At 68.7% G+C, this 21113-nt stretch carries 19 protein-coding genes; 15 read left to right on the top strand and 4 right to left on the bottom strand.

Features of this window, described 5'->3' with window-relative positions; translation table 11 throughout:
* Positions 1-102: 102 nt before the first annotated feature.
* The 4 genes from ACFQPS_RS19900 to ACFQPS_RS19885 all read right to left on the bottom strand — a co-directional run bounded on the left by ACFQPS_RS19900 (position 103) and on the right by ACFQPS_RS19885 (position 6299).
* Complete coding sequence (locus ACFQPS_RS19900; RefSeq protein WP_377361067.1) at positions 103-1878, bottom strand: hypothetical protein; 1776 nt, start codon at positions 1876-1878, stop codon at positions 103-105.
* A 154-nt stretch (positions 1879-2032) separates the two neighbouring features.
* Positions 2033-3391 carry an HlyD family type I secretion periplasmic adaptor subunit gene (locus tag ACFQPS_RS19895; RefSeq protein ID WP_377361065.1) on the bottom strand — a complete coding sequence of 453 codons (1359 nt, stop codon included), beginning with the start codon at positions 3389-3391 and terminating at the stop codon, positions 2033-2035.
* Positions 3391-5118: a type I secretion system permease/ATPase gene (locus ACFQPS_RS19890; RefSeq protein ID WP_377361064.1), complete on the bottom strand. Its 1728-nt coding sequence runs from the start codon at positions 5116-5118 to the stop codon at positions 3391-3393. The genes ACFQPS_RS19895 and ACFQPS_RS19890 overlap by 1 nt, the downstream gene beginning before the upstream one ends.
* 158 nt (positions 5119-5276) lie before the next feature.
* Positions 5277-6299: a glycosyltransferase family 2 protein gene (locus tag ACFQPS_RS19885; protein WP_377361063.1), complete on the bottom strand. Its 1023-nt coding sequence runs from the start codon at positions 6297-6299 to the stop codon at positions 5277-5279.
* Between the two features lie 640 nt (positions 6300-6939).
* Here ACFQPS_RS19885 and ACFQPS_RS19880 point away from each other — a divergent pair.
* From ACFQPS_RS19880 to ACFQPS_RS19810, 15 genes are all read left to right on the top strand, one after another.
* Positions 6940-7569: a response regulator transcription factor gene (locus ACFQPS_RS19880; protein ID WP_377361061.1), complete on the top strand. Its 630-nt coding sequence runs from the start codon at positions 6940-6942 to the stop codon at positions 7567-7569.
* 65 nt (positions 7570-7634) lie between these two features.
* Positions 7635-8930, top strand: coding sequence for a methyl-accepting chemotaxis protein (locus ACFQPS_RS19875; protein WP_377361060.1), 1296 nt, complete (start codon positions 7635-7637; stop codon positions 8928-8930).
* 18 nt (positions 8931-8948) lie between these two features.
* The gene (locus ACFQPS_RS19870) at positions 8949-9317 is read left to right on the top strand and encodes a response regulator (protein WP_377361058.1); all 369 of its coding nucleotides are present in this window, start codon (positions 8949-8951) and stop codon (positions 9315-9317) included.
* 10 nt (positions 9318-9327) lie between these two features.
* Positions 9328-9699, top strand: a complete 372-nt coding sequence (locus ACFQPS_RS19865) for a hypothetical protein (RefSeq protein ID WP_377361057.1) — start codon at positions 9328-9330, stop codon at positions 9697-9699.
* The gene (locus ACFQPS_RS19860) at positions 9689-11206 is read left to right on the top strand and encodes an ATP-binding protein (protein ID WP_377361055.1); all 1518 of its coding nucleotides are present in this window, start codon (positions 9689-9691) and stop codon (positions 11204-11206) included. The genes ACFQPS_RS19865 and ACFQPS_RS19860 overlap by 11 nt, the downstream gene beginning before the upstream one ends.
* Entirely contained in the window at positions 11184-11561 is a 378-nt protein-coding gene (locus ACFQPS_RS19855) for a response regulator (protein ID WP_377361053.1), read from the top strand. Before ACFQPS_RS19860 ends, ACFQPS_RS19855 begins: the two co-directional genes overlap by 23 nt.
* Positions 11562-11593: 32 nt before the next feature.
* Positions 11594-12421, top strand: coding sequence for an STAS domain-containing protein (locus ACFQPS_RS19850; protein ID WP_377361051.1), 828 nt, complete (start codon positions 11594-11596; stop codon positions 12419-12421).
* A gap of 3 nt (positions 12422-12424) precedes the next feature.
* Positions 12425-12790: an STAS domain-containing protein gene (locus ACFQPS_RS19845; protein ID WP_377361050.1), complete on the top strand. Its 366-nt coding sequence runs from the start codon at positions 12425-12427 to the stop codon at positions 12788-12790.
* Positions 12787-13206, top strand: coding sequence for an anti-sigma regulatory factor (locus tag ACFQPS_RS19840; protein WP_377361048.1), 420 nt, complete (start codon positions 12787-12789; stop codon positions 13204-13206). Before ACFQPS_RS19845 ends, ACFQPS_RS19840 begins: the two co-directional genes overlap by 4 nt.
* The gene (locus ACFQPS_RS19835) at positions 13206-14336 is read left to right on the top strand and encodes an ATP-binding protein (protein WP_377361047.1); all 1131 of its coding nucleotides are present in this window, start codon (positions 13206-13208) and stop codon (positions 14334-14336) included. Before ACFQPS_RS19840 ends, ACFQPS_RS19835 begins: the two co-directional genes overlap by 1 nt.
* Entirely contained in the window at positions 14317-15816 is a 1500-nt protein-coding gene (locus ACFQPS_RS19830) for a PAS domain-containing protein (RefSeq protein ID WP_377361045.1), read from the top strand. Before ACFQPS_RS19835 ends, ACFQPS_RS19830 begins: the two co-directional genes overlap by 20 nt.
* 89 nt (positions 15817-15905) lie before the next feature.
* Positions 15906-17834, top strand: a complete 1929-nt coding sequence (locus ACFQPS_RS19825) for a methyl-accepting chemotaxis protein (protein WP_377361043.1) — start codon at positions 15906-15908, stop codon at positions 17832-17834.
* A 28-nt stretch (positions 17835-17862) separates the two neighbouring features.
* A complete protein-coding gene (locus tag ACFQPS_RS19820) occupies positions 17863-19401 on the top strand; it encodes a chemotaxis protein CheW (RefSeq protein WP_377361042.1) in 1539 nt (512 codons plus the stop codon).
* Between the two features lie 25 nt (positions 19402-19426).
* Entirely contained in the window at positions 19427-20485 is a 1059-nt protein-coding gene (gene cheB, locus ACFQPS_RS19815) for a chemotaxis-specific protein-glutamate methyltransferase CheB (protein WP_377361040.1), read from the top strand.
* A 1-nt stretch (position 20486) separates the two neighbouring features.
* Entirely contained in the window at positions 20487-21101 is a 615-nt protein-coding gene (locus tag ACFQPS_RS19810) for a HEAT repeat domain-containing protein (RefSeq protein WP_377361038.1), read from the top strand.
* The last annotated feature ends 12 nt before the right edge of the window (positions 21102-21113 follow it).

The following is a 21113-nucleotide window of genomic DNA, read 5'->3' as shown; positions in this document are numbered from 1 at the left end:
GCTTTCCGGACGTCAGACACCCGCTGCTCTGCTCCAGATCAAGGCCTGAGCGTCCTGTTTCTCACGCTGTCCAGAGGGAAAAATCGACCGGCGACATCTGCGTCAGCCTCCGGCATTATCCCAGCCTGCCAGTCCAATGAAGGTCAGCGTCGAATTATCGCTGAAAGTCATGATCAGCGAACCCTCGTCTGACCACGTAATACCCATCGAGGACGGATCAAGATTGCTGGTTTCTATGATCAACCGGTCCGTGCCGAACTGGAAATTAAACAGAGTGACGTTGCCGCCGGTAAAGACGATGGTCTCGCGGCCCGTTGTGAGCGCGTAATCGGAACTTCCGTCGGCCAGGATGATCTTCCCGAAAGATGGAAGGTCTGCGGAACCAGGAAGCGTCGACGATGGTGCTTCTGGCGGATGAGACGCCGACTTTGCCGGCTGTTCTTCTGTAGCGGATGCTGGAGACGCAGGTTGGCTGTCGCTCGGGGAGGGCGGGGATGGAGGAGATGAAGCAGCCGGGTCTGGATTCTGGGCAGTCGGCGTATGATCGACCTTTCCCGCCGCCGTATCATCCGGATTACCCGAATCTCCCGTGGCCGGATCACGGGCCAGGGGAGAAACCTCCTTCCCCCGCGCCAAATCCGGTGACGGGGGCAACTGGGCCACATCCGCGGGCGTCGCCACCGTATCCAGGAGGATGTCGAACTGAACCTCAACCGCTTTCCCTGGGGCCAGGGGCAGGATCTCGGCGAGAACGGGGACGATCCTCACCTCGATCACGCCCCCCTGGGGCAGGAAGACGATGGAGTGCGCAGCCGCCAGATCAAGCGGGGCGACCGTCAGAAACTTCCCATGGGGGGCAGAAGATATTTCCCCGAATTCCAGCAGATCGTGGCTGATCACGACGGTGTCGTTACTGACCAGGACACTGTCAATGCCGACCCGTGAATCCTCTCCCACAGATTCCTGCACAATGAACGGTGAAGAGGACACCATCGGCAGGCTACGATCGCCATCCGGAGCAGTTTCCGCGCTTGCCGTAGAGGCAACGGCCATCTCGGTCAGAATGGGCTTCTGACGTCCATCATGAGCAAGGCCAGCAACCGCCCAACCGGTCGGGAGGAACTGTGCCTCGGATTGAACAAACTGACCGGTATGGGTGAATGGCGTTTCCGGTTCCGAAAATGCGGCGGCATCCCCGGCCGACTCCAGCAGCATGACGGCCGTCCCGATAACGGCAGTCAGGGCGGCGAACTGGGCCTGGCTGAAGATACTGTCGGCTTTCGGACTGGTCCGCAGCGTCTCCCATTGCCTGGGCCCGTCGAAGGCGCGGCCGGCGGCGACCGGGCTGGAAGCGGGACGGATGACCGCTTCCGGATCCGCGGCAGCGTCGCCCCCCCCTTCCGGTCCGCCCTCCTTCGGCACCTGACCCGACGGCACTTCGGATGCCTCTGCCGGGTTGATGTCAGAAAGAAGCATCAGCGCCGCCGCGACGAAGGCGCTCAGAACGACGCTGGGGTGAAGATACAGCTTGGCCGTGGCTGGATTAGAGGGGGGCAATACCAGCGGCTGCATCCGGACGAGGGCGTTGAGCAGATCGCGGAAGTCGGTCCCGCGGATCGTGTCGCCGGTGGCTCCGTTCGACGCGACAAGCCGTCCGTCGATCTTGGCAAAATGAGCGATGACGTCGCTGGAATCATCCCGCAGGAACACGAGCCAGGGATCGCCCTCGTCGCTCCACCCGCTGTCGATTGACACAGCGAGTCCTGCGCGGTTCAGAATTTCGACGACGCGATAGAATTCCGCCAGTTCCTGGTTTGCCCAGGACCTGGTTCGCGGTTGGACCGATCGCCTCAGCGGGATGACAACGGAACTGACCACGCCTTCCATCCTATTGCAGGAGCAGCCTCTGGACGGCCAACCATCCCATTCCCAATAGTGTTAATGTGTAAGTATCTCCTGTCCATTCCGCAAGGAGATAGGGAGGGGCGGGTCGGAATTGTCCCGGCTGTGTCACGTCCGACCCGCGTGCCGATCAGTTCTCCCGGAAGGATCTGTTTATGACCTGTATCAGCGGGTCGAACAGGTAACGAAGCGGGGTTTTCTCTCCGGTCTTGATATAAGCATCCGCAGGCATGCCAGGGAGCAGTTGAAGGTCGCCCAGCTTTGCTCTTTCTTCCTCAGATACAATGATCCGGACAGTATAATAAGGAAGTCCGGTCCTCTGGTCCTGGAAGCGGTCACCGGAGACATTTGCCACAGTGCCGGTGACGACAGGCGTAACACGCTGGCTGAACGCGGTAAGGTGGACATCGGCTTCCTGCCCGACATGCACATTGTCCACGTCCGTCACCTGGAGTTGGGCCTCGATGATCAGATCGTCGTTGTCTGGGACGATCTGGAGCATCACATCCCCCGGCGGGACGACGCCCCCCACGGTATGGACCTTCAGACCGGTCACCTTGCCGGCTTCGGGGGAGGTGATGACAGTACGGGTCAGAACATCCTCTGCGGCCCTCAGGCGCTCCCGCAGATCGAAGATCTGGTTCTGCGTTTCCTGAAGTTGCTTGGCGACTTCCTCCTGGAAGTTCTTGCGGACCTGGATGATCTGCAATTCGGTTTCGCCGATCACCTGCTGTACCCGGGAAACCTCGCCCCCGTATTGTCCGCGCTCGCCAAGAAGCCGGGAGGCTTCGCGCTCCAAAGCCAGAATACGGGTTCGCGGCGCATAACCCTTGTCGTAGAGTTCGCGCAGACCCTTGAGTTCATCTTCGATCAGCGTGATCTGCCGGTCATTGCTGTCGCGCTGCGCTTCGAGACCGCCGATCTGCTCACGGGCCTGAACGACACGTTTGCGAAGTATGGTGATCTGCCCTTCCAGAGAAAGCTTGCGGGCTTCGAACAGCTTCTTCTGGCTGTCGATGATAGCGGCGACATCCGGGTCCGAGGCGTTCTGCGTCAGGCTTTCAGGGAAGCGCACCGTGTCGGCGCCGGAGCGTTCCGCCAGAAGACGGGCCTCCAGGGCCAGGGTCGCGTCAAGCTGGCCCCGGACGATGTCAACCTGCGCTTCTGCCCTGGTCGGGTCCAGCACGACGAGGGTGTCGCCGGCAGCGACGATATCGCCCTCTTTAACCTTGATCTCTTTGACGATCCCCCCTTCGAGGTGCTGAATGAGCTTGTTGTTGGAGGCAACGGTCAGCACACCGGAGGCGATGGCCGCACTGCTCAGGGGCGCCAGCGCGGCCCAGGTTCCGACACCGCCGAAGGTAACGCCCAGCAGGACAAGGCCGCTGATCACAACCCCTTTGAAACTGGTCGGAACCGGGGCTTCCTGCATCCGGTTGTCGATAGTGGTTGCCGACCGTTGGGTCGGAACGAGGTCGAGCATCGTCATCAGGCCACTCCCGACTTCAGCTGCGTCACATTCTCGGCCTGCACGGGGGTGGCGGGGCGTGCGAAGCGTGCCATGACATCCGCCCTGGGGCCGAACATCTGAATCGCCCCATCCCGGAGGACAATGATCTTGTCAACGCTCGTAAGAACGCTCGGGCGATGCGCCACGATCAACACGGTTGCGCCGCGTTCACGAAGTTGGGCCATGGCCCTGACCAACGCAGATTCACCTTCGTCGTCCAGATTGGAGTTCGGCTCGTCGAGAATGACCAGGACCGGATCCCCGTACAAGGCACGGGCCAGAGCAACGCGCTGTCGCTGGCCACCGGAAAGGACGCTGCCGCCTTCGCCGATCTGCGTGTCGTAGCCTTGCGGCAGGCGGACGATGAGGTCATGCACACCCGCCATCCGGGCCGCCGCGACGACCTTGTCAGGGTCGACCGAACCGAAGCGCGAGATGTTCTCGGCGATGGTGCCTGAAAACAACTCGACATCCTGGGGAAGATATCCGATGTGGGGGCCGAGCTGTGTACGATCCCACTGGCCGATGTCGGCACCGTCGAGACGGATCTTCCCAGCATAGGCGGGCCAGACACCGACAAGCATGCGAACGAGCGTCGATTTCCCGGCGGCGCTGGGGCCGATGATCCCGATGGTCTCTCCCGCTTCCACCTGGAAGCTGATGCCCCGCAGGGCGGGAACCGTGCTGCCCGGCGGGATCGCGACCAGTCCCTCGACCGCCAAGGCGCCGGTCGGTGCCGGCAGCGGCATGGGTTGCGGCCGCGGCGGGAGCTTCTGGAACATCTCGGTCAGGCGTTCGTAGGCGCTGCGGGCCTGCAACAGCAGCTTCCAGGTGCCGATCGCCTGCTCCACGGGCGCCAGGGCCCGCCCGACGATGATGGAGGCCGCGATCATCACGCCGGGCGTGATCTCATGGCGGATGGCAAGCCATGCGCCGGCGCCCAGAATCAGGCTCTGCAACGTTATGCGCACGAACTTCGTCATCGATGAGATGGCGCCGGCCCGGTCGCTCGCGATCGCCTGCAACGTCAGCATCTTACGGTGCCGGTCATACCAGCGCCGCCGGATGCCCGGCAGCATGCCCATGGCTTCCAGAACCTCGGCGTTCCGCAGGTTCGTCTCGGCGAACTGGCTGCCCAGCATCTGCTCCTGGTTCGCCTGGGCGAGAGGCTTGCGGGTCAGCATCTCCGTGGCGATCGCAAGGGCGACCAGGATTACCGCACCACAGACTGCGATGATCCCCAACAGCGGATGCAGAAGAAAGACGACGGCCATGTAGAGAGGGGCCCAAGGGGCATCGAAGAACGCGAAAAGCCCCTGACCCGTAAGAAACTGCCGGAGTGTAAGCAGATCGGCGAGCGGCTGGCTGCGGCTTGCCTGCGGCAGTCGCAGGGCCCGCTCATAGACAATCTCGAAAAGGCGCTCGGCAAGCCGAGTGTCGATCCTGTTGCTGATCCGGACCAGGACACGGGAGCGAAGAAGTTCCAAGGCCCCCATGACCGCGAGCAGCCCGACGATGACAATCGTCAGCATGAGCAGCGTGGCTTCGCTGCGCGAGCCCAGGACCCGGTCATAGACCTGGAGCATATAAAGCGGCGACACCAGCATCAGCATGTTGATGAAAAAACTGAACACGCCGGCCATGGCGAAACCGCCACCACAAGCCTTCAAGGCGAGGGTCAGCTCGGTTTTAGGCTTTGTCCGCATTCCATGTCTTCCTTTTCGCCGCCGCCAACGCGCCAGCGGAGCGCCCCGAACTTCCGTTGCATATCACGGCTGAGTGTCTGGTTGAACCACGGGTTTCTGCATAGGCAAGGTTCATGCCGGGACCGCTCGATGCTCACGGCCCCGCCTTGCCACTCTCATCAGGGCGTCCCATTCCGACTCCAGAAGAGCGTCGGGAGATCCCGCCAGAATCCAAGAAAACCAAGCACCACCGGGCCGGGGCTTTCGCGGCGCGCGGCTGCCTGAGCCAGTCGCAGCACAGGTTCCACAGTCGCACTGGCGATGGCAAGAGCGACCGCTGGAATGACTCCAAAATGTTTTCGCGTGAAGAGGACCCGGCTGCGCAGGAACTGGTGCAGACGCAGGGCTACCGCCGTCCGGCTGCTGCCCTGGCCGATATGACGGGCCTGCACATCGGCAGCATAGAGGACTTCCTGTCCCCCTGCCGTGGTCCGTAAACATAAATCCATGTCTTCATAGTAAAGGAAGAAACGGGGATCGAAGCCGCCCAGGTCAAGGAAAGTGGAGCGGCGTGTGAGCATGACCGCACCCATCACCTGGTCGACGGAGCGCGTTTCCGAATGATCCCAGTCGGTCATGAAGGGGCCGAACCGGCCGGGAAGGAGAAGATGGAGCCCCAGAACCTGACCCAGGAGCGTTGCCGGTCGGGGAAAGCGCGAGCAGGTGCGCTGGACCCTGCCGCATGCATCAACCAGCTGGACACCGACAATGCCAACGGTGGCCTTCGGGCTGCTGGCGGCGGGGTTTCCCGGAGCGGCCGCCTCTCCAAGCGCGGCCAGCGCTCCGTCGAGCGTGCCATCCAGGACTTCCGCGTCCGGATTCAGGAAAAGCAGCAGATCGGCGGTCGAATGCTGCGCGGCGAGATTGCAGGCGGCCCCGAACCCTAGATTCCGCCCAGGACGCAGGATCTCGACCTCTGCGCCGAGCAGGGCTTCCGACATGTCGGAAGAGTTGTCCACGATGAAAATCCGCCTCACCGTACAGGTTTCCGGCGGGTACCGGTACAGCGACCCGACGCACGCTCGGATCAGGGCTTCTGAGCGGAAATTGACGATGATGACATCGATCGTGGGCTTCGGGCTGCCCCCAGGGACCGCAGAACCGTCGTCCGGTCGCCCGACACAGCAGGAGGGATGTGTCATGCGACGTTACTTTTCCACTTTGCCAGGGGCGGGTTCTCCGGAACCTGGCGATGTCCGGACGCTGGACATGAACGATGACCTCAGAAAGTCGGGGCTTCGGGCATGATACCGCGCCTTCCCGGCATGGGAACACCTCGGTTGACAAGCACAGCCTCCACTCGGAGCAGGGGCCGGCCCCGGGCCGCCTCGGGGCACCGATACCGCCCAGGGTCATTCCGCCCCGTCCCTGCCGGACCCCAGCGCCCCTCCGCCGCATCGGGGCTTCACGCCGCGGGCATCCACACGGATATGGCGCGACCGGATGAGCGGGAGTCAGGATCGGTCCCGAACTGCGAAATGAAATTAGCATGCGTTGAGATATCAGTAAAAAAGGCGCGGCTTTCGGGCGCAGGAAGATGAACCCGGAGCGGTTCTGCTTGATGGGCGACTGTCGTCCGGCCCAATCCTATTCCTCGGTCTAGATACCCAACCGGTCCCGCCTCCCGGATATTGCCGGAAGGGTGACGTCTGTCCCTTCCCGACCACCGGGGGGCGGCTGTCGCCGGTGGGAGTCCTGCTCGTCCGGTCGGTGCGGCGCACGCGGCCGGATGCCGCCTTTTCCCGGATGCCGCCGGCATCCCGATCATCCAGGGTGTGAGCGATGCCGTATGATGGCGCTGCCGGTGTGGTCGTCCATATCGTCGACGATGAACCCACGGTCCTGAAGGCGCTGCGGACGCTGCTCGAAGCCGATGGCTTCACCTGCCGGACCTACGAGGATGGCCGCCCGTTCCTGGAGGCCGGGGTCGGTGAGCGCGACTGCGTCATCGCGGACGTGCAGCTTCACGACATGACCGGGATAGAGATGCTTCAGACCCTGCGCGCCCGGGGCCAGCGCACGCCCGTCCTCGTCATCACCGGCTATGCCAGCATCGAGGTGGCGGTGGAGGCGATGAAGGCCGGCGCCACCGACTTCCTGACCAAGCCGTTCGAGAAGGCGGAACTGGTCGGCAAGGTCCGCGCCTGCCTTGCCATCGCGCGCCTGCGCGCGTCCGAGACGGCGCGCCGCCGTGCCGCCGCGGACAAGCTCGCCGCCCTGTCGGAACGGGAGGTCGAGGTCCTGGGCCAGGTCATTGAGGGCCGGACCAACCGGGCCATCGGCGACGTGCTGGGCATCAGCATCAAGACGGTGGAGGCGCACCGCGCCCGCATCATGGAAAAGACCGGCGCCCTCTCGCTGGTGGACCTGACCCGCCTCTGGGACACGGCCGGGCCCTGCGCCGCCCTGTAGGGTTTACCCTGATTTACGCCGCCCCCGGTCGTTGGCACCGTTGTCGCGGTCTTTGGAGCCCTCTGATGACGCTCATGGAACGACACGGCCCGGCGGGGCGGCGCTTCGCTTCCGCCGACCCTGTCCTGTCTGTCCTTCTCGCCGTCGCCGCCGTGGCGTCGGTGGCCGTTGTGCTGGCGGCCGGGCATCCGGCTGTCGTGCGGGCGCTCGGTATCGTCTGTGCCCTGCTCTGCGTGGCGGCGGCGCTGGTCCCGGTCCTGCGGGCCCGCCGTTCCGACGGCGGTGCCGATGCCACCGCCGCCCCGGCCGCGGCAGGTCTTTCCCCGTCTTCCGGCCCGTCGCGGCCCGGCCTGTCCCCCTCCGGCCTGACCCTGGATGCGGCCCTGGCGCCGACAGGGGAGGCGGTGCCCGCGACGCTGTTCGAGCCCGGCACTCCCGCCGGCACCAGCAACGACTTGCAGACGGCCATGGGCCTGTTCGGCTCCGTGATCATGGAGCAGGTCGAGACCTCCGTCACCGCCGTGGTCCAGGAGAACCTCCAGATGCGGGAGATGGCGGAGGAGATGTCCACCGCCGCCCAGCAGGCGAACGAGCAGTTCCGCCGCTCCATGACCGGCGCCAGCGACACCGAGACCTGCATCGAGCGCCTCAGCACCGTGGGCGAAGGGTTGTTCGCCGCCATCGGCGTCATCGGCAAGGAGGTCGAGAGCACGCTGGACGTCGTCAAGACGGCGACCAGCCGTGCCGCGGCCACCAGCGAGCGGGTGGACACCATGGCCGCCCTGGCCGAGGATGTCGCCGAAACCATCGGGCTGATCAACGACATCGCCCGCCAGACCCGCATGCTGGCCTTGAACGCGACGATCGAGGCGGTGCGTGCCGGCGAGGCGGGGCGCGGCTTTGCCGTCGTCGCCTCCGAGATCAAGCAGCTCGCGCACCAGACGGCGGTCGCCACCGACACCATCTCCGCCCGCATCGCCTCGATGCGGGAGACGACGCAGTCCACCGTCGCGGCCCTGCGCGTCCTGGTCGACACCATCGCCATGACCGACACCGCCAGCGGCCGCATCGCCACCGCCCTGCACGACCAGGAGACCCTGGCGAGCGAGGTCTCGGGCAGCCTCGGCCAGATGCGGGACTCCGTCTTCGGCCTGTCGCGGGAGATCCGCGAGGCCGCCCAGATCGCCGCCAACAGCGGCATGCTCTCCGATCTGGTCCTCGATACCGCCAATCAGGTCGATGGCCTGATGATCAACCTGCGCGACCAGCTCCGCACGGTCGGCGCCGGCATGATGCCGGCGCAGGCCGGCGCTGCTGCCGTTCCGGCGGCCGCCGTGCCCGTGCAGGTCGTGCACCATTAACTGGAAGGACGTTCCTGAATGTCGCTGATCTTCGTCATCGATGACTCGCCCACCATGGTGATGAGCCTCTCCCGCATCCTGGCCAAGTACGGCTACACCGTCGAAACCGCCACCAACGGACAGGACGGGCTGAAGCGGCTGAAGGGGGGCATGAAGCCCAACCTGATCCTGACCGACATCAACATGCCGGAGATGGACGGCATCACCTTCATCAAGGAGGCCCGCAAGCACGCTCCCACCCGGTTCACGCCGATCGTCGTGCTGACCACGGAATCGGTGGCGACCAAGCAGACGGAGGCCCGCTCGGCCGGCGCCTCGGGCTGGCTGACCAAGCCGACCCAGCCCGACGATCTGATCGCCACCATCCGGCAACTGCTCCCCGCGTGAGGCCCGGTCCATGCAGACGCACAAGGACTGCGTCCGGGTCTGCCGCGTGCTGGCGGCCCAGCTCGCCGAGGTGCAGGCCCGTTTCGAGAAATCCAGCGGCGAGCTGATCGCCACGCTGGACCGACTGGACGGCGCCGTCGTCACCGGCGAGGGCAAGGAGGATGCCGGGCGTGTGCGGAACCTGGTCGATGACATCCTCTTCTCACAGGCGCAGGAACATGACCTGATCCGGCAGATGATGGAGGTGGTGGCGCAGGCCCTGGCCCTGCTGCCCGACGACATCGACGTCGACGGTCTCGCCGCGCTCTACATCTCCGAGGCGCAGCACCGCGTCCACCGGCAGACCCTGATGGCGCCGCCGGAGGCGGGCGATGCCGGCTAGCGCAGCCCTGATGGACCGCGCGTTCCAGAGCGCGCGCATGGCCTTCTTCGACTTCGCCCCCGATCCGGAGCAGCCGCCGGGGGGGCTGGCCGGCGCGCTGCGCTGGATCGGCACCCGGTTCGGCGTCCGTGGCCTGGAGGAGGGCGGTCTCCGGGCGCTCGCCGACGCCGTGGTGGCGGAGGACCGGGCCGGCTTCCTGGATGTCTTCCTGCCGGCGGGCGACGTTTCCCGCGCCGGTGAGTTCCGCATCGCCCACGGTGATGGCCGCATCGTCTTCGTGCATTTCGATGTCTGCGCCGGCGGTCCGGGCGGCGACCGGGCGCCGCACGTCTTCGGCACCCTGCACGATGTCAGCGACCTGCGCCGCTTCGAGGCGCTGCTGAACGACGCCATGCGCGAGCGGGAGATGCTGCTGGCCGTCATCGATGCCTGCCCCATCAGCATCGCCGTCGCCGATGCGCGCCGGCCCGACACGCCGCTGATCTACGTCAACCGCATCTTCCAGACCCTGACCGGCTACGACCGGGCCGAGGTGATGGGCCGCAACTGCCGCTTCCTGCACGGTCCGGGCACGGATGACGTTGCGGTCGGGGTCCTGCACGAGGCGATCCGCACGGGCAGCCGCGCCGATGTCCGCCTGCTGAACTACCGCAAGGACGGTTCTACCTTCCTGAACCATCTGGTCCTGGCGCCCATCCACGACGAGACGGGAACCCTGTCGGCCTATATCGGGCTCCAGGCGGATGTGACCGACGAAGCCCGCCGCGAGGAGATCGACCGCCAGCGCCAGCGCGTCGAGGCGCTGGGGCGGATGATGGGCGGCGTCGCGCACGAGATCAACAACCTGCTCCAGCCCGTCACGCTGATGACGGAGGAGCTGATGCTGCGTCCGCACGGCGCCGCCGACACGGCCTGCCTGCGCACCATCCTGGACTGCGCGCTGTCGGCGCGGCGGATCATCGGGGACCTGCTGGCCTTCTCCCGCCCCGGCGGCCGCGAGACGGAGGTGGTGGACGCCGCCGCCCTGCTGCGCGACGCCCTTGTCCTGGTGCGCAAGGCCGTCGGCCCCGCCATCGTGATCCGGTTCGAGGACCGCGCCGGCCCCGCCGACATCCGCGCCGACCGCACGGCCTTCACCCAGGTCCTGCTGAATCTCGCCAGCAACGCCGCCGCCGCCATGGCGGGGGAGGGGACGATCGAGGTCGCCCTCGCCCTGGTGCCGGGCGGTCCCTCCCGGTCGGAGCCCCGGCCGCAGGTCCGTCTCACGGTGACGGACACCGGCTGCGGCATGGACGCCGCCCTGCTGGAGCGCGCCTTCGAGCCCTTCTTCACCACCAAGCCCGTGGGGCAGGGGACCGGCCTCGGCCTGTCCGTCGCCTTCGGGCTGGTCAAGGAGATGGGTGGGGAGATCATTCTGGAGAGCATGCCCGGTCGCGGCACGACCGCCACGGTGCTGCTGCCTGCCGTGCAAGGAAAACTGGAAGATGGCCACGATCCTCGTCGTTGAAGATGTCCCCTCCGTCATGCTCTCCTTGCGTGTCGTGCTGGAAGGCTGCGGGCACGCCGTCGTCGGCGCGGCGACCGCCGAGGAGGGGCTGGGCCGGTTGCGGCAGGGAGGGATCGACCTCGTGGTGACCGACATCTGGATGCCGGGCCAGCCCGGCACCGCCGTGATCAGTAAGGGCCGCCGGCTGGCGCCGGGGACCCGCTTCCTTGCCATCACCGGCGGGGCGCCGAACGGCAGCTTCACGGCGGAGGATCTGCGCCGGGAGGGAACGGATTTCGGCGCCGATCAGGTCCTCTACAAGCCGTTCCAGCGGGCCGAGCTGATCCAGGCCGTCAGCCACCTGCTGCCGGCCTGATCCGTCCGCGCCGACCGACAAGGAGAGCCCCGATGCAAGACACCGCCCCCGCTGCCGATGCCGGTCCGACGCCGGACAGCCTTCGCCGCTACCGCCAGTCCGTGCTGGAGGGCTGGGCATCTTACCTGTCGCGGGAACTCCAGACGCACGGGATCGAGGCGCGCCTGCTGCGGGAATTCTCCGCCGGGCTCTACGACGGCATGGTCGAGGCGCTGGAACGGCAGCCGGTCGCGCTGTCGGAGGAACTGCGCGAGCTGCTGTCGGCGTTGTCGGTGGAGTTCGCGGAACGGGGCGTCTCCCCCTCGCAGACGGCCACCTTCGTCTTCAGCCTCAAGCACGTCCTCCAGGAACGCTTCGGCGACGGCACGCCGGCCATGACATCCGTCCATCTGCTGGTGGACGCCATGGGGCTGCATTCGATGGATGCCCTGATCGCCCGGCGGGAACAGATCATCCGCCGCCAGAGCCAGGAGTTGCTGGAACTGTCCGTGCCGGTGGTGCCGCTCTGGGAAGGCGTGCTGTCGCTGCCCATCATCGGCACCCTGGATTCCGTGCGGGCGCAGGCGATCACGGAGAAGCTGCTGTTCGAGATCGCCCGTACCGGCTCGCGCTACGCGATCCTGGACATCAGCGGCGTGCCCACGGTGGACACCCAGACGGCGCAGCATCTGGCGAAGACGGCCGGGGCGGCACGGCTGATGGGGGCGGAGTGCATCATCACCGGCATCCGGCCGGCCATCGCCCAGGTCATGGTGGCGCTCGGCATCGACCTCTCCAACATCGAGACGCGCTTCTCCCTAGCGGAGGGGCTGCGCCACTGTTTCACCAGGATGCGCCTGACGGTCGTTCCCGGAGCCTGATCCATGGAGGGCGTGCATATCCTCACCGTCGAAGGCGTTCTCGTCGTCACCCTGCCCGGTGTGACCGACGACCGCATGGCCGAGCGTCTGGTCGAGGAGGTGGCCGGCCGGCTGGTGGAGCATCGCGCCCGCGCCGTCGTGATCGACGTCAGCAACGCCCGGCTGATCGACAGCTTCATGGGACGGGTGCTGGAACAGATGGCGCGGACCGCGCGCCTCATGGGGGTGGAGCCGATGCTCACCGGCATGCGGCCGGAAGTGGCGATCACCCTGATCGAGCTGGGCATGACCCTGGGCGGGATCGCCACCGCCCTGACGCTGGAGCATGGTCTCGCCCGTCTGCGGGAGCGTGCGGGCGGCCGATCGTGACCCAGGGCAGCGCCACGCCGCCCCCCCTGACCCTTCCGATCGTCGGTGAGGACTCCCTGCCGGCCGTCCGCCGCGCCGTGGAGGAGGCGGGACGTCGGGTCGGTTTCGGGCTGGTGGACCAGACCAAGCTGATGACGGCGGCCAGCGAACTGGCGCGCAACATCGTCCTCTATGCCCAGGGTGGCAGTGTCACCCTGGAACCGCTGGAGCGTCTGGGCCGCAACGGCCTGCGGCTGATCTTCGCGGACCGGGGTCCGGGCATTCCCGACCTGGAGCGGGCGATGCGCGACGGCTACAGCACCGGGGCGGGCATGGGGCTGGGGCTGCCCGGCACCAAGCGGCTTGCCCACGAATTCGCCGTCACCTCCTCCCCGGACACCGGCACCCGGGTGATCTTCACCCTCTGGAAACGCTGATGCTGCCCCCGCACTGCCATCACCGCGTGCGCATCGACGGCCCGGCCGATCTCGCCGCGGCGCGGGGAGTCTGTGCCGCGCTGCTGGCGCGTGCCGATCTGGACGGGGAGGCGGCGGGGCGCCTGCACCTGATCGTCGCCGAACTGGGCAGCAACCTGATCCGCCATGCCGGCGGCGGCGCGCTGCTGCTGCGCTGTGTCGTTCCGCCGGTGCCGCCGGGGTCGGGTCCCGGCGCGGCCGTCGCCGGGTGCGGCATCGAATGCCTGTCGCTGGACCGTGGTCCCGGCATCGCCGACCTGGACGGGGCCCTGGCCGACCGTCACGACCCGGAGCCGGGACCGGGGCGCAGCCTGGGCTATGGCCTCGGCGCCGTGCGCCGGCTGGCCGACCGTTTCGCCATCCAGTCGCGCCCGGGAGAGGGGACCGTCGTCCTGGCGCGGGTGCGCGACCGCGGACAGGCGCTGCCGCAGCCCGCCGATCCCGGGTGCTTCGAGCATGGTGCCGTGATGCTGCCGATGGCCGGCTGCGACGACTGCGGCGACGGCTGGATGGTCCGCCAGGACGGGCTGGCCCTGCTGGTGGACGGGCTCGGCCATGGCGAGGCGGCGGGCGTGGTGGCGCGCCGTGCCGAGGACACGTTCGCCGCCCTGCCCGCCGGCTGCGACCCGCAGGCGGCTCTGGCCGACCTGCACGCCGCCCTGCGCGGAACCCGCGGGGCGGCGGCCACCGTCCTGCGGCTGCGCCCCGACGCGGTGGACTATGCCGCGGTGGGGAACATCACGGCCGCGCTGGTCACCCGGGCCGGCAGCACCGCCCTGAACAGCCGCTGGGGGGTGGTCGGCTACAACGCGGCACCGCCGCCGACGGCCAGCGTCCCCTGGGGGCCGGGGGATCATGTCGTCCTGCACAGCGACGGGTGCAGCGGCCTGGTGCCGCTGTTCGCCGGCAGCCCGCTGCGGCATGTCGAGTCCGTTCTGGCGGCGGCGATCCTGCTGCGCGACGGCACCACCCGTATCGACGACCAGAGCGTGCTCGTCCTCGCCAACCGTGCTTCCGTCCGGGAGGGGGGCCGCGGGTCGCAGGACCGGCAGGAAGCGGAGGGTCCGGACCATGGCCGTGCTCCCCTCTGACCCCGCCCCGCCGGGGACCGTGCCCCTGGTGCTGCGGCACCTGGAGGGGCTGGATCTGGGCCTTGCCATCGTGGATGCCGACGGCCGCATCCTGCGCGACAATGCCTGGGTGCGCCGGCGCTTCGGTGCGGGGGTGCGGAGCGTGCGGGGCCTCCGGCTGGAGCCGCTGCTGCCGGAACTCGGGTCCGGATGCCTTGCCGGTGCCGTCGCGGACGCGCTTGCGACGGGTCTGTCCGTGCTGCTCCCGCCCGGCCCTGGGGCCACCGGGGCGGACACCCGCCCGCCCGCCCGTCTCGTCATCGTCCGGCCGCTGCGGGTGGAGGGGGCCGACTGTTGCCTCGTCCAGCTTTTCGACGGGCTGACCGCGACGCCCCGCGGCAGCGGGCCGGGGGGCAGCGGGCAGGGTGGCGGCGGGCCAGGACGCGGCCGGCAGCGTGGCGCCCGCTACCATGCCGCGCTGGAGACGGCGCAGGACAGCTTCGTCACGCTGGACGCGGCCGGACGGATCGCCTGGATCAACCCGGCCGCGGAGCGCAAGTTCGGCCGCTCCCTGGCGGAGACGCTGGGCCGCCCGCTCCATCTGCTGCTGCCGGACCTGACCGGGCCGCTCCCCGCCGGCGGCCTTGTCCGCGTCCGGGCGGTGGCGGCCGGTGGACGGTCGTTCGAGGCGGAGATCGCCACCGGCTGCTGGGCCGGCGGCGCCGTCCGCTACCGCACCCTGTTCATCCGGGACACCGGGCACGCTACGGGCCGCGACGCCGGGACCGCGTCCGACGCAGCGGCGGAGCCGCCGGGCTTCGAATGGCAGGTCGGCCGGATCGTCCACGAGTTCAACAACCTCCTCATGGTCATCCAGGCGAATGCCGGGCTGCTGTCCGGCCATGTCGCGGACACGGATCTGGCCGACGCCGTGCGGGAGATCGGGGAGGCCGCCGGCCGCGGCGCCACCCTGACCGGGCGTCTCCTCTCCGTCGCCGGGGATGCAGGGCGGCGGCCCGCGGCGCTGACGACAGGGGCGCCACCGGCCGCCCTGCCTCCGTCCTCGCTTCCGGCGCACGCCCAGCCCCTCCGACCGGCGGCGTTGCCGCCCCTGCGCATCCTGCGGGTGGCGGCCGACGCCGCCCTCTGCCGCACCCTGGACGATGCCCTGGCCGGCGGCGGTCATGCCGTCACCGCGGCGGCGGACGGCTATCAGGCGCTGGAATGCCTGGAGGCGATGCCCTTCGACCTGCTGCTCAGCGACGCGCGCCTGCCCGGCGGCCTGTCGGGAAGCCTGCTGGCGCGGGAGATCCGGCCCCTGTTCCCGGATCTGGCCGTCGTGCTGGTCGCGGCGGGCGATGGTGCCGCGCCGGCGCCGGACGTCCTGCTGCCGGAAGAGGCGCCGGTGCTGCGCCTGCCGTTCTCGCCGGACGACCTGTCCTCGGCCGTCGCCGGGGCGCTCGCCGCCACCGCCGTCCCCGCGGGTAAGGGTTTTCCCTAATAGGGTTCACCCCGATTCCGGAGCCCGTCGATCGGTGCCACCGTGCCGGCCGCCCCCCGAGGAGGCGGATTTCAGACGGAGCCCCCCAGATGTCGTTGGTCAAGAAGATGGATGTCGGTCGTGCGTCGGCGTCCAGCGCTGCCGCGCCGGTCGGCACGCGCGCCACCTCCACCGCTGCCGATGCCCAGCGCAAGCGGGCCCGTACCTTCGCCCGCCAGCAGAAGGTGGCGGAACGGGTGGCATCGGCGACCACGCAGATGGCCAGCGGCATCTCCGAATCCGCCTCGGCTTCCGAGCAGCTCCGCAGGTCCATGGAGCAGATCGCCGCCGGCGCGCAGCAGGCCGCCGGTGCGGCGCAGCAGTCCCTGACCGCCATCACCGGGATCAACGCGGCCATCCTGGAATCCCGCGAGCGGGCCGATGCCAGCCGTCAGAAGTCCGACCAGCTCCAGGTCCTGCTGGCCGAGGTCGGCGCCCAGATCACCGCCTCGGTCGGCAGCATCGGCGCCAATGCCGAGCGGCAGATGACCTCGGTGACCATGATCATCGAGCTGGAGCAGCAGGCCGCCAACATCGGCGAGATCGTCAAGGCCGTCGCCCGCATCGCCGACCAGACCAACCTGCTGGCCCTGAACGCCGCCATCGAGGCGGCACGCGCCGGACAGCATGGCAAGGGCTTCGCCGTCGTCGCCGACGAGGTGCGCACCCTGGCCGAGACCTCCGAGAAGTCGGCGCGCGAGATCCAGGACCTGGTCGGCCAGATCCAGTCCGAGGTGAAGGTCATCGCCGACGGGATCAACCGTGGCGCCGATGCTGCCCGCTCCGAGGTGGAGAAGGGCCGCACGGTGGGCGTCCAGCTCGACCAGATCCGGCAGGACATGACCGGGCTGGTCAAGGGTGCTGCGGACATCGCCAGCGCCGCCGTGGAATCGGAACGGGCGGCGCGGGAGGCGCAGAAGGGGTCCGAGAGCGTCGCCGCCGCCGCCGAGGAGCAGTCCTCGGCCTGCGACGAGGCCCTGCGCACGGTCGATCAGCAGACGGCCGCCCTGAACCAGTCGCAGACCGCGTCGGGCGAGTTGCAGACCATCGCGGAGGAGCTGCGCAACTCCACCGACATCACCAAGAGCGCCGAGGAGGTCGCCTCCGCCGCCGAGGAGCTGTCCGCCGCGGTGCAGGAGATCTCCGGCGCCGCCACCCAGATCATGGCCGCCATCGAGCAGATCAGCCGCGGCTCGCAGCAGGCGTCGGCGGCGACGGCGCAGTCCTCCGCCGCGATCAACCAGATCGAGCGGGGCGCCCGCCTGTCCCAGGGCAATGCCGGTCAGGCGCTGGAGCGCGCCCGCGGCATGGCCGACCTGCTGGACAGCAGCCGCGCCTCGGTCGAGGGGCTGATCAAGGGAGTCGTCCAGGCGCTGGACGAGACGCGCCGGAGCAACGAGCAGATCACCGCGCTGGAGCTGGTCAGCCGGCGCATCGACAAGATCGTGGACGCCATCTCCACCGTCGCCATCCAGACCAACATGCTGGCCGTCAACGGCTCCATCGAGGCGGCGCGGGCCGGCGAGTTCGGCAAGGGCTTCGCCGTGGTCTCCACCGACATCCGCAACCTCGCCCGCGACAGCGCCGAGAATGCCGAGCGCATCAAGGACGTGGTCAAGGCGACCCAGGACCAGATCGTGGCCGTCCGCCGCGACCTGGAATTCATCGCCCAGGCCTCCGCCTCGGAGGTGGAGAAGAACAAGGCCATCACCGTCAACATCGCCAGCGCCACCCGAGACATGGCGGTCGTGGTCGAGGGCAACGACGTGATCCTGAAGGGCGCCGACGGCATCCTTGCCGCGCTGGAGGACGCCAAGCAGGGCGTGCAGCAGATCGCCGCCGCCGCCGAGGAGGCGTCGCGCGCCGCCGCCGAGGCGTCCGCCGCGGCGAAGCAGCAGGCCCGCGGCGCCGAGGAGCTGGCGGCTGCCGTCGAGGAGATCGCCAGTCTGGCGGATGAGTTGCAGAACTCGGCCGACTGACCGGGCCCGACAACGTGAGGGCTGAGCCATGAACATGACCAACGCCGCCGCCGATCCGGGCGGCGACGCCGGGACCGGCGGCGATGCGCGGCAGTACGTGACCTTCTACGTGCAGAACGAGATGTTCGCGGTGCCGCTGGCCGAGGTGCAGGAGATCATCCGCATGCCGGAGATCGTCGGCGTCCCGAAGAGCCCGCCCAGCTTGCAGGGTCTCGCCAATCTCCGCGGCACGGTGCTGTCGGTGACCAGCCTGCGGCGCATCTTCCACTTCGCCGACGTGCCGCACGACGATTCCACCCGTGTCGTCGTGATCGACCAGGGCGCCCCGGTGGGCTTCGTCGTGGACCGGATGGCGGCGGTGGTCACCGTCGATGCCGACCGGATCGAACCGGCCGAGGCGATCGGCGCCACCATCGACACCGACCTGCTGCGCGGCATGATCAAGGGTGTCGAAGGGCACGCCATGATCATGATCCTGGACCCGGCGCGCCTGTTGACCACGGAGAAGCCGAAGGGCCGGCGCAAGGGAACCTCGCGCGTCGCCACCGCCTCGGCCGACAGCCGCGGGACGGAGGAGGCGCGGGCGTCGGACGAGCTGCAACTGGTCAGCTTCGAGGTCGCCGGCCAGGAGTACGCGCTCGGCATCGAGAGCGTGCAGGAGATCGTGCAGGTGCCGGACAATGTCAGCCGCATCCCCTGCACCGACGCGCATGTCCTGGGCGTCATGACCCTGCGCAACCGGCTGCTGCCGCTGGTCAGCCTGCGCGCCATGTTCAACCTGCCGGATCGGGAGATCGACGAGCGCAGCAAGATCGTCGTCGTCCCGCTGGACGAGGCCAATTCGGTCGGCATCGTCATGGACACGGTGCGCGAGGTCCTGCGGGTGCGCAAGGACACGGTCGATCCGCTGCCCGGCATGCTGGGCGACGGCCAGGGGGAGATCCGGTCGATCTGCCGTCTGAACGGCGGCCGGCGTCTGGTTTCGATTCTGTCGGCCGAGCAGTTGTTCCGGCACGACGCGGTCCGCTCCGCGGTCGCCGCCGCCAGCGGGAGGGAGGAGAGCATGGCCGAGGCCAGGGAGGGCGGCCGCCCGGCCGCGGTGTCGGACGAGGAGGAGCAGTTCGTCGTCTTCCGCCTGGGCAACGAGGAGTACGGCGCTCCGATCGAGAGCGTGAACGAGATCGTCCGGGTGCCGGAGGTGCTGACGCGGGTGCCCAAGACCGCCGCCTTCATCGAGGGTGTGGTCAATCTGCGCGGCTCGGTGCTGCCGGTGATCGACCAGCGCCGCCGTTTCGACCTGCCGGAGCTGGAGCGCAACGACCGCCAGCGGATCATGGTGTTCACCATCAACGGCGTGCGTACCGGCTTCATCGTGGACAGCGTGCTGGAGGTGCTGAAGATCGCCCGCGGCACGATCCGGCCCACCCCGTCGCTCTCGGAGGAGCAGGCCCGCCTGATCGGCCGGGTGGCCAACCTGGAATCCAGCAAGCGGATGATCCTGCTGCTGGAGGTCGCGAACCTGCTCGACGCGGCCGAGATGACGGCCGTCGTCGAAGCGGTCCATTGACGGAACGCCCGCGCCGGACGCCGCCATGATCAAGCTCCTCGTCGTCGATGATTCCGCCCTGATGCGCCGCCATCTGGGCCGGATCTTCCAGGAACAGCCCGACTTCCAGGTCAGCTTCGCCCGCAACGGGGCCGAGGCTCTGGCCGCCGTGCGCGACCAGCAGCCCGACGTGGTGACGCTCGACATCAACATGCCGGAGATGGACGGGCTGACCTGCCTAAGCCACATCATGACGGAAAGCCCGCGGCCGGTGGTGATGGTCTCCTCCCTCACCACCAAGGGCGCCATGGCGACGCTGGAGGCGCTGGAGCTGGGGGCCGTGGACTTCATTCCGAAGCCCGACGGCACCGTCTCGCTCAGCATCGACCGGATCGAGGCGGAACTGGTCGCCAAGGTCCGGGCGGCGGCGAAGGTGCGGATGCGCACCCGGCTGTCGGCCCGGCGCGGCCGCACCACCGAGGAGGCGGCGCCGACCCCGAAGCGGACTCCGCCGGCGCCCGCGGGCGGGAGCGTGGGCGGGCTGGTCCTGATCGGCGTCTCCACCGGCGGGCCGGGGGCACTGGACTGCGTCCTGCCCCCGCTGCGGGAGGATTTCCGCTGGCCGGTCCTGGTCTGCCAGCACATGCCCGCGAACTTCACCGGCGTGCTGGCCCGCCGCCTGGACGCGGCCAGCCGCATCCGGGTGGTGGAGGTGACGGGACCGACCCCGTTGCAGCCCGGCTGCGCCTACATCGCCAAGGGCGATGCCGACATGCTCATCGCGACCCGTCCCAGCGGGCTGATCGCCCTGCCCACGCCGGCCTCCTCCCGCCATCTCTGGCACCCCAGCGTCGACCGCATGGTCTTCAGCGCCATGGAGCACATGGAGCCGTCGCGCCTGATCGGGGTGCTGATGACCGGCATGGGCAACGACGGGGCCGAGGCGATGGCGGCACTGCACCAGAAGGGCGGCCGCACCATCGCCGAGGCGGAAGAGACCGCCGTCGTCTGGGGCATGCCGCAGGACCTCATCCGGCGCGGCGGCGCGGACATGGTCCTTCCCGTCCAGAGCGTCGCCGACCAACTCGAAAGATGGGTGCGCTGACATGCCCCTCGTCAAAGGCCACTCCCCGACCGGTGCCGCAGCCCCCTCCTTCCCCGACCGTGCCTCGGTCGTCGCGGCGCTGGCCGGAAGCGACCCGGCCCGGCGCCGGGCCGCGGCCCGCGCCGCCCATACCTGCGCCGACGGTGTCGCGCTGATCGCCCGTGCCCTGGCGGTGGAGGAGGACCCCAGCGTGGCCGAGGGGATGATCCTCGCCCTCGTCGAGATCGGCGGCGAGGATGCGGCGGCGGCGCTCGCCCCGCTGCTGCGCTCGGAAGACGCCACCCGCCGCTTCGCCGCGGCCGAGGCGCTGCGCGACGCGGGGGACGAGGCGCTGTCCTTCTTCGAGGCGCTGATCCGCGACGACGATCCCCAGGTCCGCATCATGGCGGCGGAGATCGCGCGCGGTCCGCTCGGTCGCACCGCGGCCGCCACCCTGGAGTCTCTGCTGCCGGAGGAGGAGGAGATCAACGTCGCCTGCGCCTTCATCGACGTGCTGTCGGAGATCGGCACGGCGGCCACGGCGTCGGTGCTGCGCGACTTCGCGGCCCGGTACCCCGGCAAGCCCTATGTGCGCTTCACGGTGGATGCCGCCCTGGCCCTGCTGCCGGCCGAGTGAGGAGGGTGCGCG

It is taken from the genome of Rhodocista pekingensis, assembly GCF_042665545.1.
Lineage (GTDB): Bacteria > Pseudomonadota > Alphaproteobacteria > Azospirillales > Azospirillaceae > Rhodocista > Rhodocista pekingensis.
This window is presented reverse-complemented; position numbering and strand designations above follow the sequence as displayed.

What these genes read in the sequence shown, in the direction of transcription:
- ACFQPS_RS19850 (WP_377361051.1), top strand. Translation starts at nt 11,594, where the DNA reads ATGCAAGACACCGCCCCCGCTGCCGATGCCGGTCCGACGCCGGACAGC.
- ACFQPS_RS19860 (WP_377361055.1), top strand. Translation starts at nt 9,689, where the DNA reads ATGCCGGCTAGCGCAGCCCTGATGGACCGCGCGTTCCAGAGCGCGCGC.
- ACFQPS_RS19825 (WP_377361043.1), top strand. Translation starts at nt 15,906, where the DNA reads ATGTCGTTGGTCAAGAAGATGGATGTCGGTCGTGCGTCGGCGTCCAGC.
- ACFQPS_RS19880 (WP_377361061.1), top strand. Translation starts at nt 6,940, where the DNA reads ATGCCGTATGATGGCGCTGCCGGTGTGGTCGTCCATATCGTCGACGAT.
- ACFQPS_RS19835 (WP_377361047.1), top strand. Translation starts at nt 13,206, where the DNA reads ATGCTGCCCCCGCACTGCCATCACCGCGTGCGCATCGACGGCCCGGCC.
- ACFQPS_RS19895 (WP_377361065.1), bottom strand. Translation starts at nt 3,391, where the DNA reads ATGACGATGCTCGACCTCGTTCCGACCCAACGGTCGGCAACCACTATC.
- ACFQPS_RS19845 (WP_377361050.1), top strand. Translation starts at nt 12,425, where the DNA reads ATGGAGGGCGTGCATATCCTCACCGTCGAAGGCGTTCTCGTCGTCACC.
- cheB (WP_377361040.1), top strand. Translation starts at nt 19,427, where the DNA reads ATGATCAAGCTCCTCGTCGTCGATGATTCCGCCCTGATGCGCCGCCAT.
- ACFQPS_RS19830 (WP_377361045.1), top strand. Translation starts at nt 14,317, where the DNA reads ATGGCCGTGCTCCCCTCTGACCCCGCCCCGCCGGGGACCGTGCCCCTG.
- ACFQPS_RS19885 (WP_377361063.1), bottom strand. Translation starts at nt 6,299, where the DNA reads ATGACACATCCCTCCTGCTGTGTCGGGCGACCGGACGACGGTTCTGCG.
- ACFQPS_RS19820 (WP_377361042.1), top strand. Translation starts at nt 17,863, where the DNA reads ATGAACATGACCAACGCCGCCGCCGATCCGGGCGGCGACGCCGGGACC.
- ACFQPS_RS19875 (WP_377361060.1), top strand. Translation starts at nt 7,635, where the DNA reads ATGACGCTCATGGAACGACACGGCCCGGCGGGGCGGCGCTTCGCTTCC.
- ACFQPS_RS19865 (WP_377361057.1), top strand. Translation starts at nt 9,328, where the DNA reads ATGCAGACGCACAAGGACTGCGTCCGGGTCTGCCGCGTGCTGGCGGCC.
- ACFQPS_RS19870 (WP_377361058.1), top strand. Translation starts at nt 8,949, where the DNA reads ATGTCGCTGATCTTCGTCATCGATGACTCGCCCACCATGGTGATGAGC.
- ACFQPS_RS19855 (WP_377361053.1), top strand. Translation starts at nt 11,184, where the DNA reads ATGGCCACGATCCTCGTCGTTGAAGATGTCCCCTCCGTCATGCTCTCC.
- ACFQPS_RS19890 (WP_377361064.1), bottom strand. Translation starts at nt 5,118, where the DNA reads ATGCGGACAAAGCCTAAAACCGAGCTGACCCTCGCCTTGAAGGCTTGT.
- ACFQPS_RS19810 (WP_377361038.1), top strand. Translation starts at nt 20,487, where the DNA reads ATGCCCCTCGTCAAAGGCCACTCCCCGACCGGTGCCGCAGCCCCCTCC.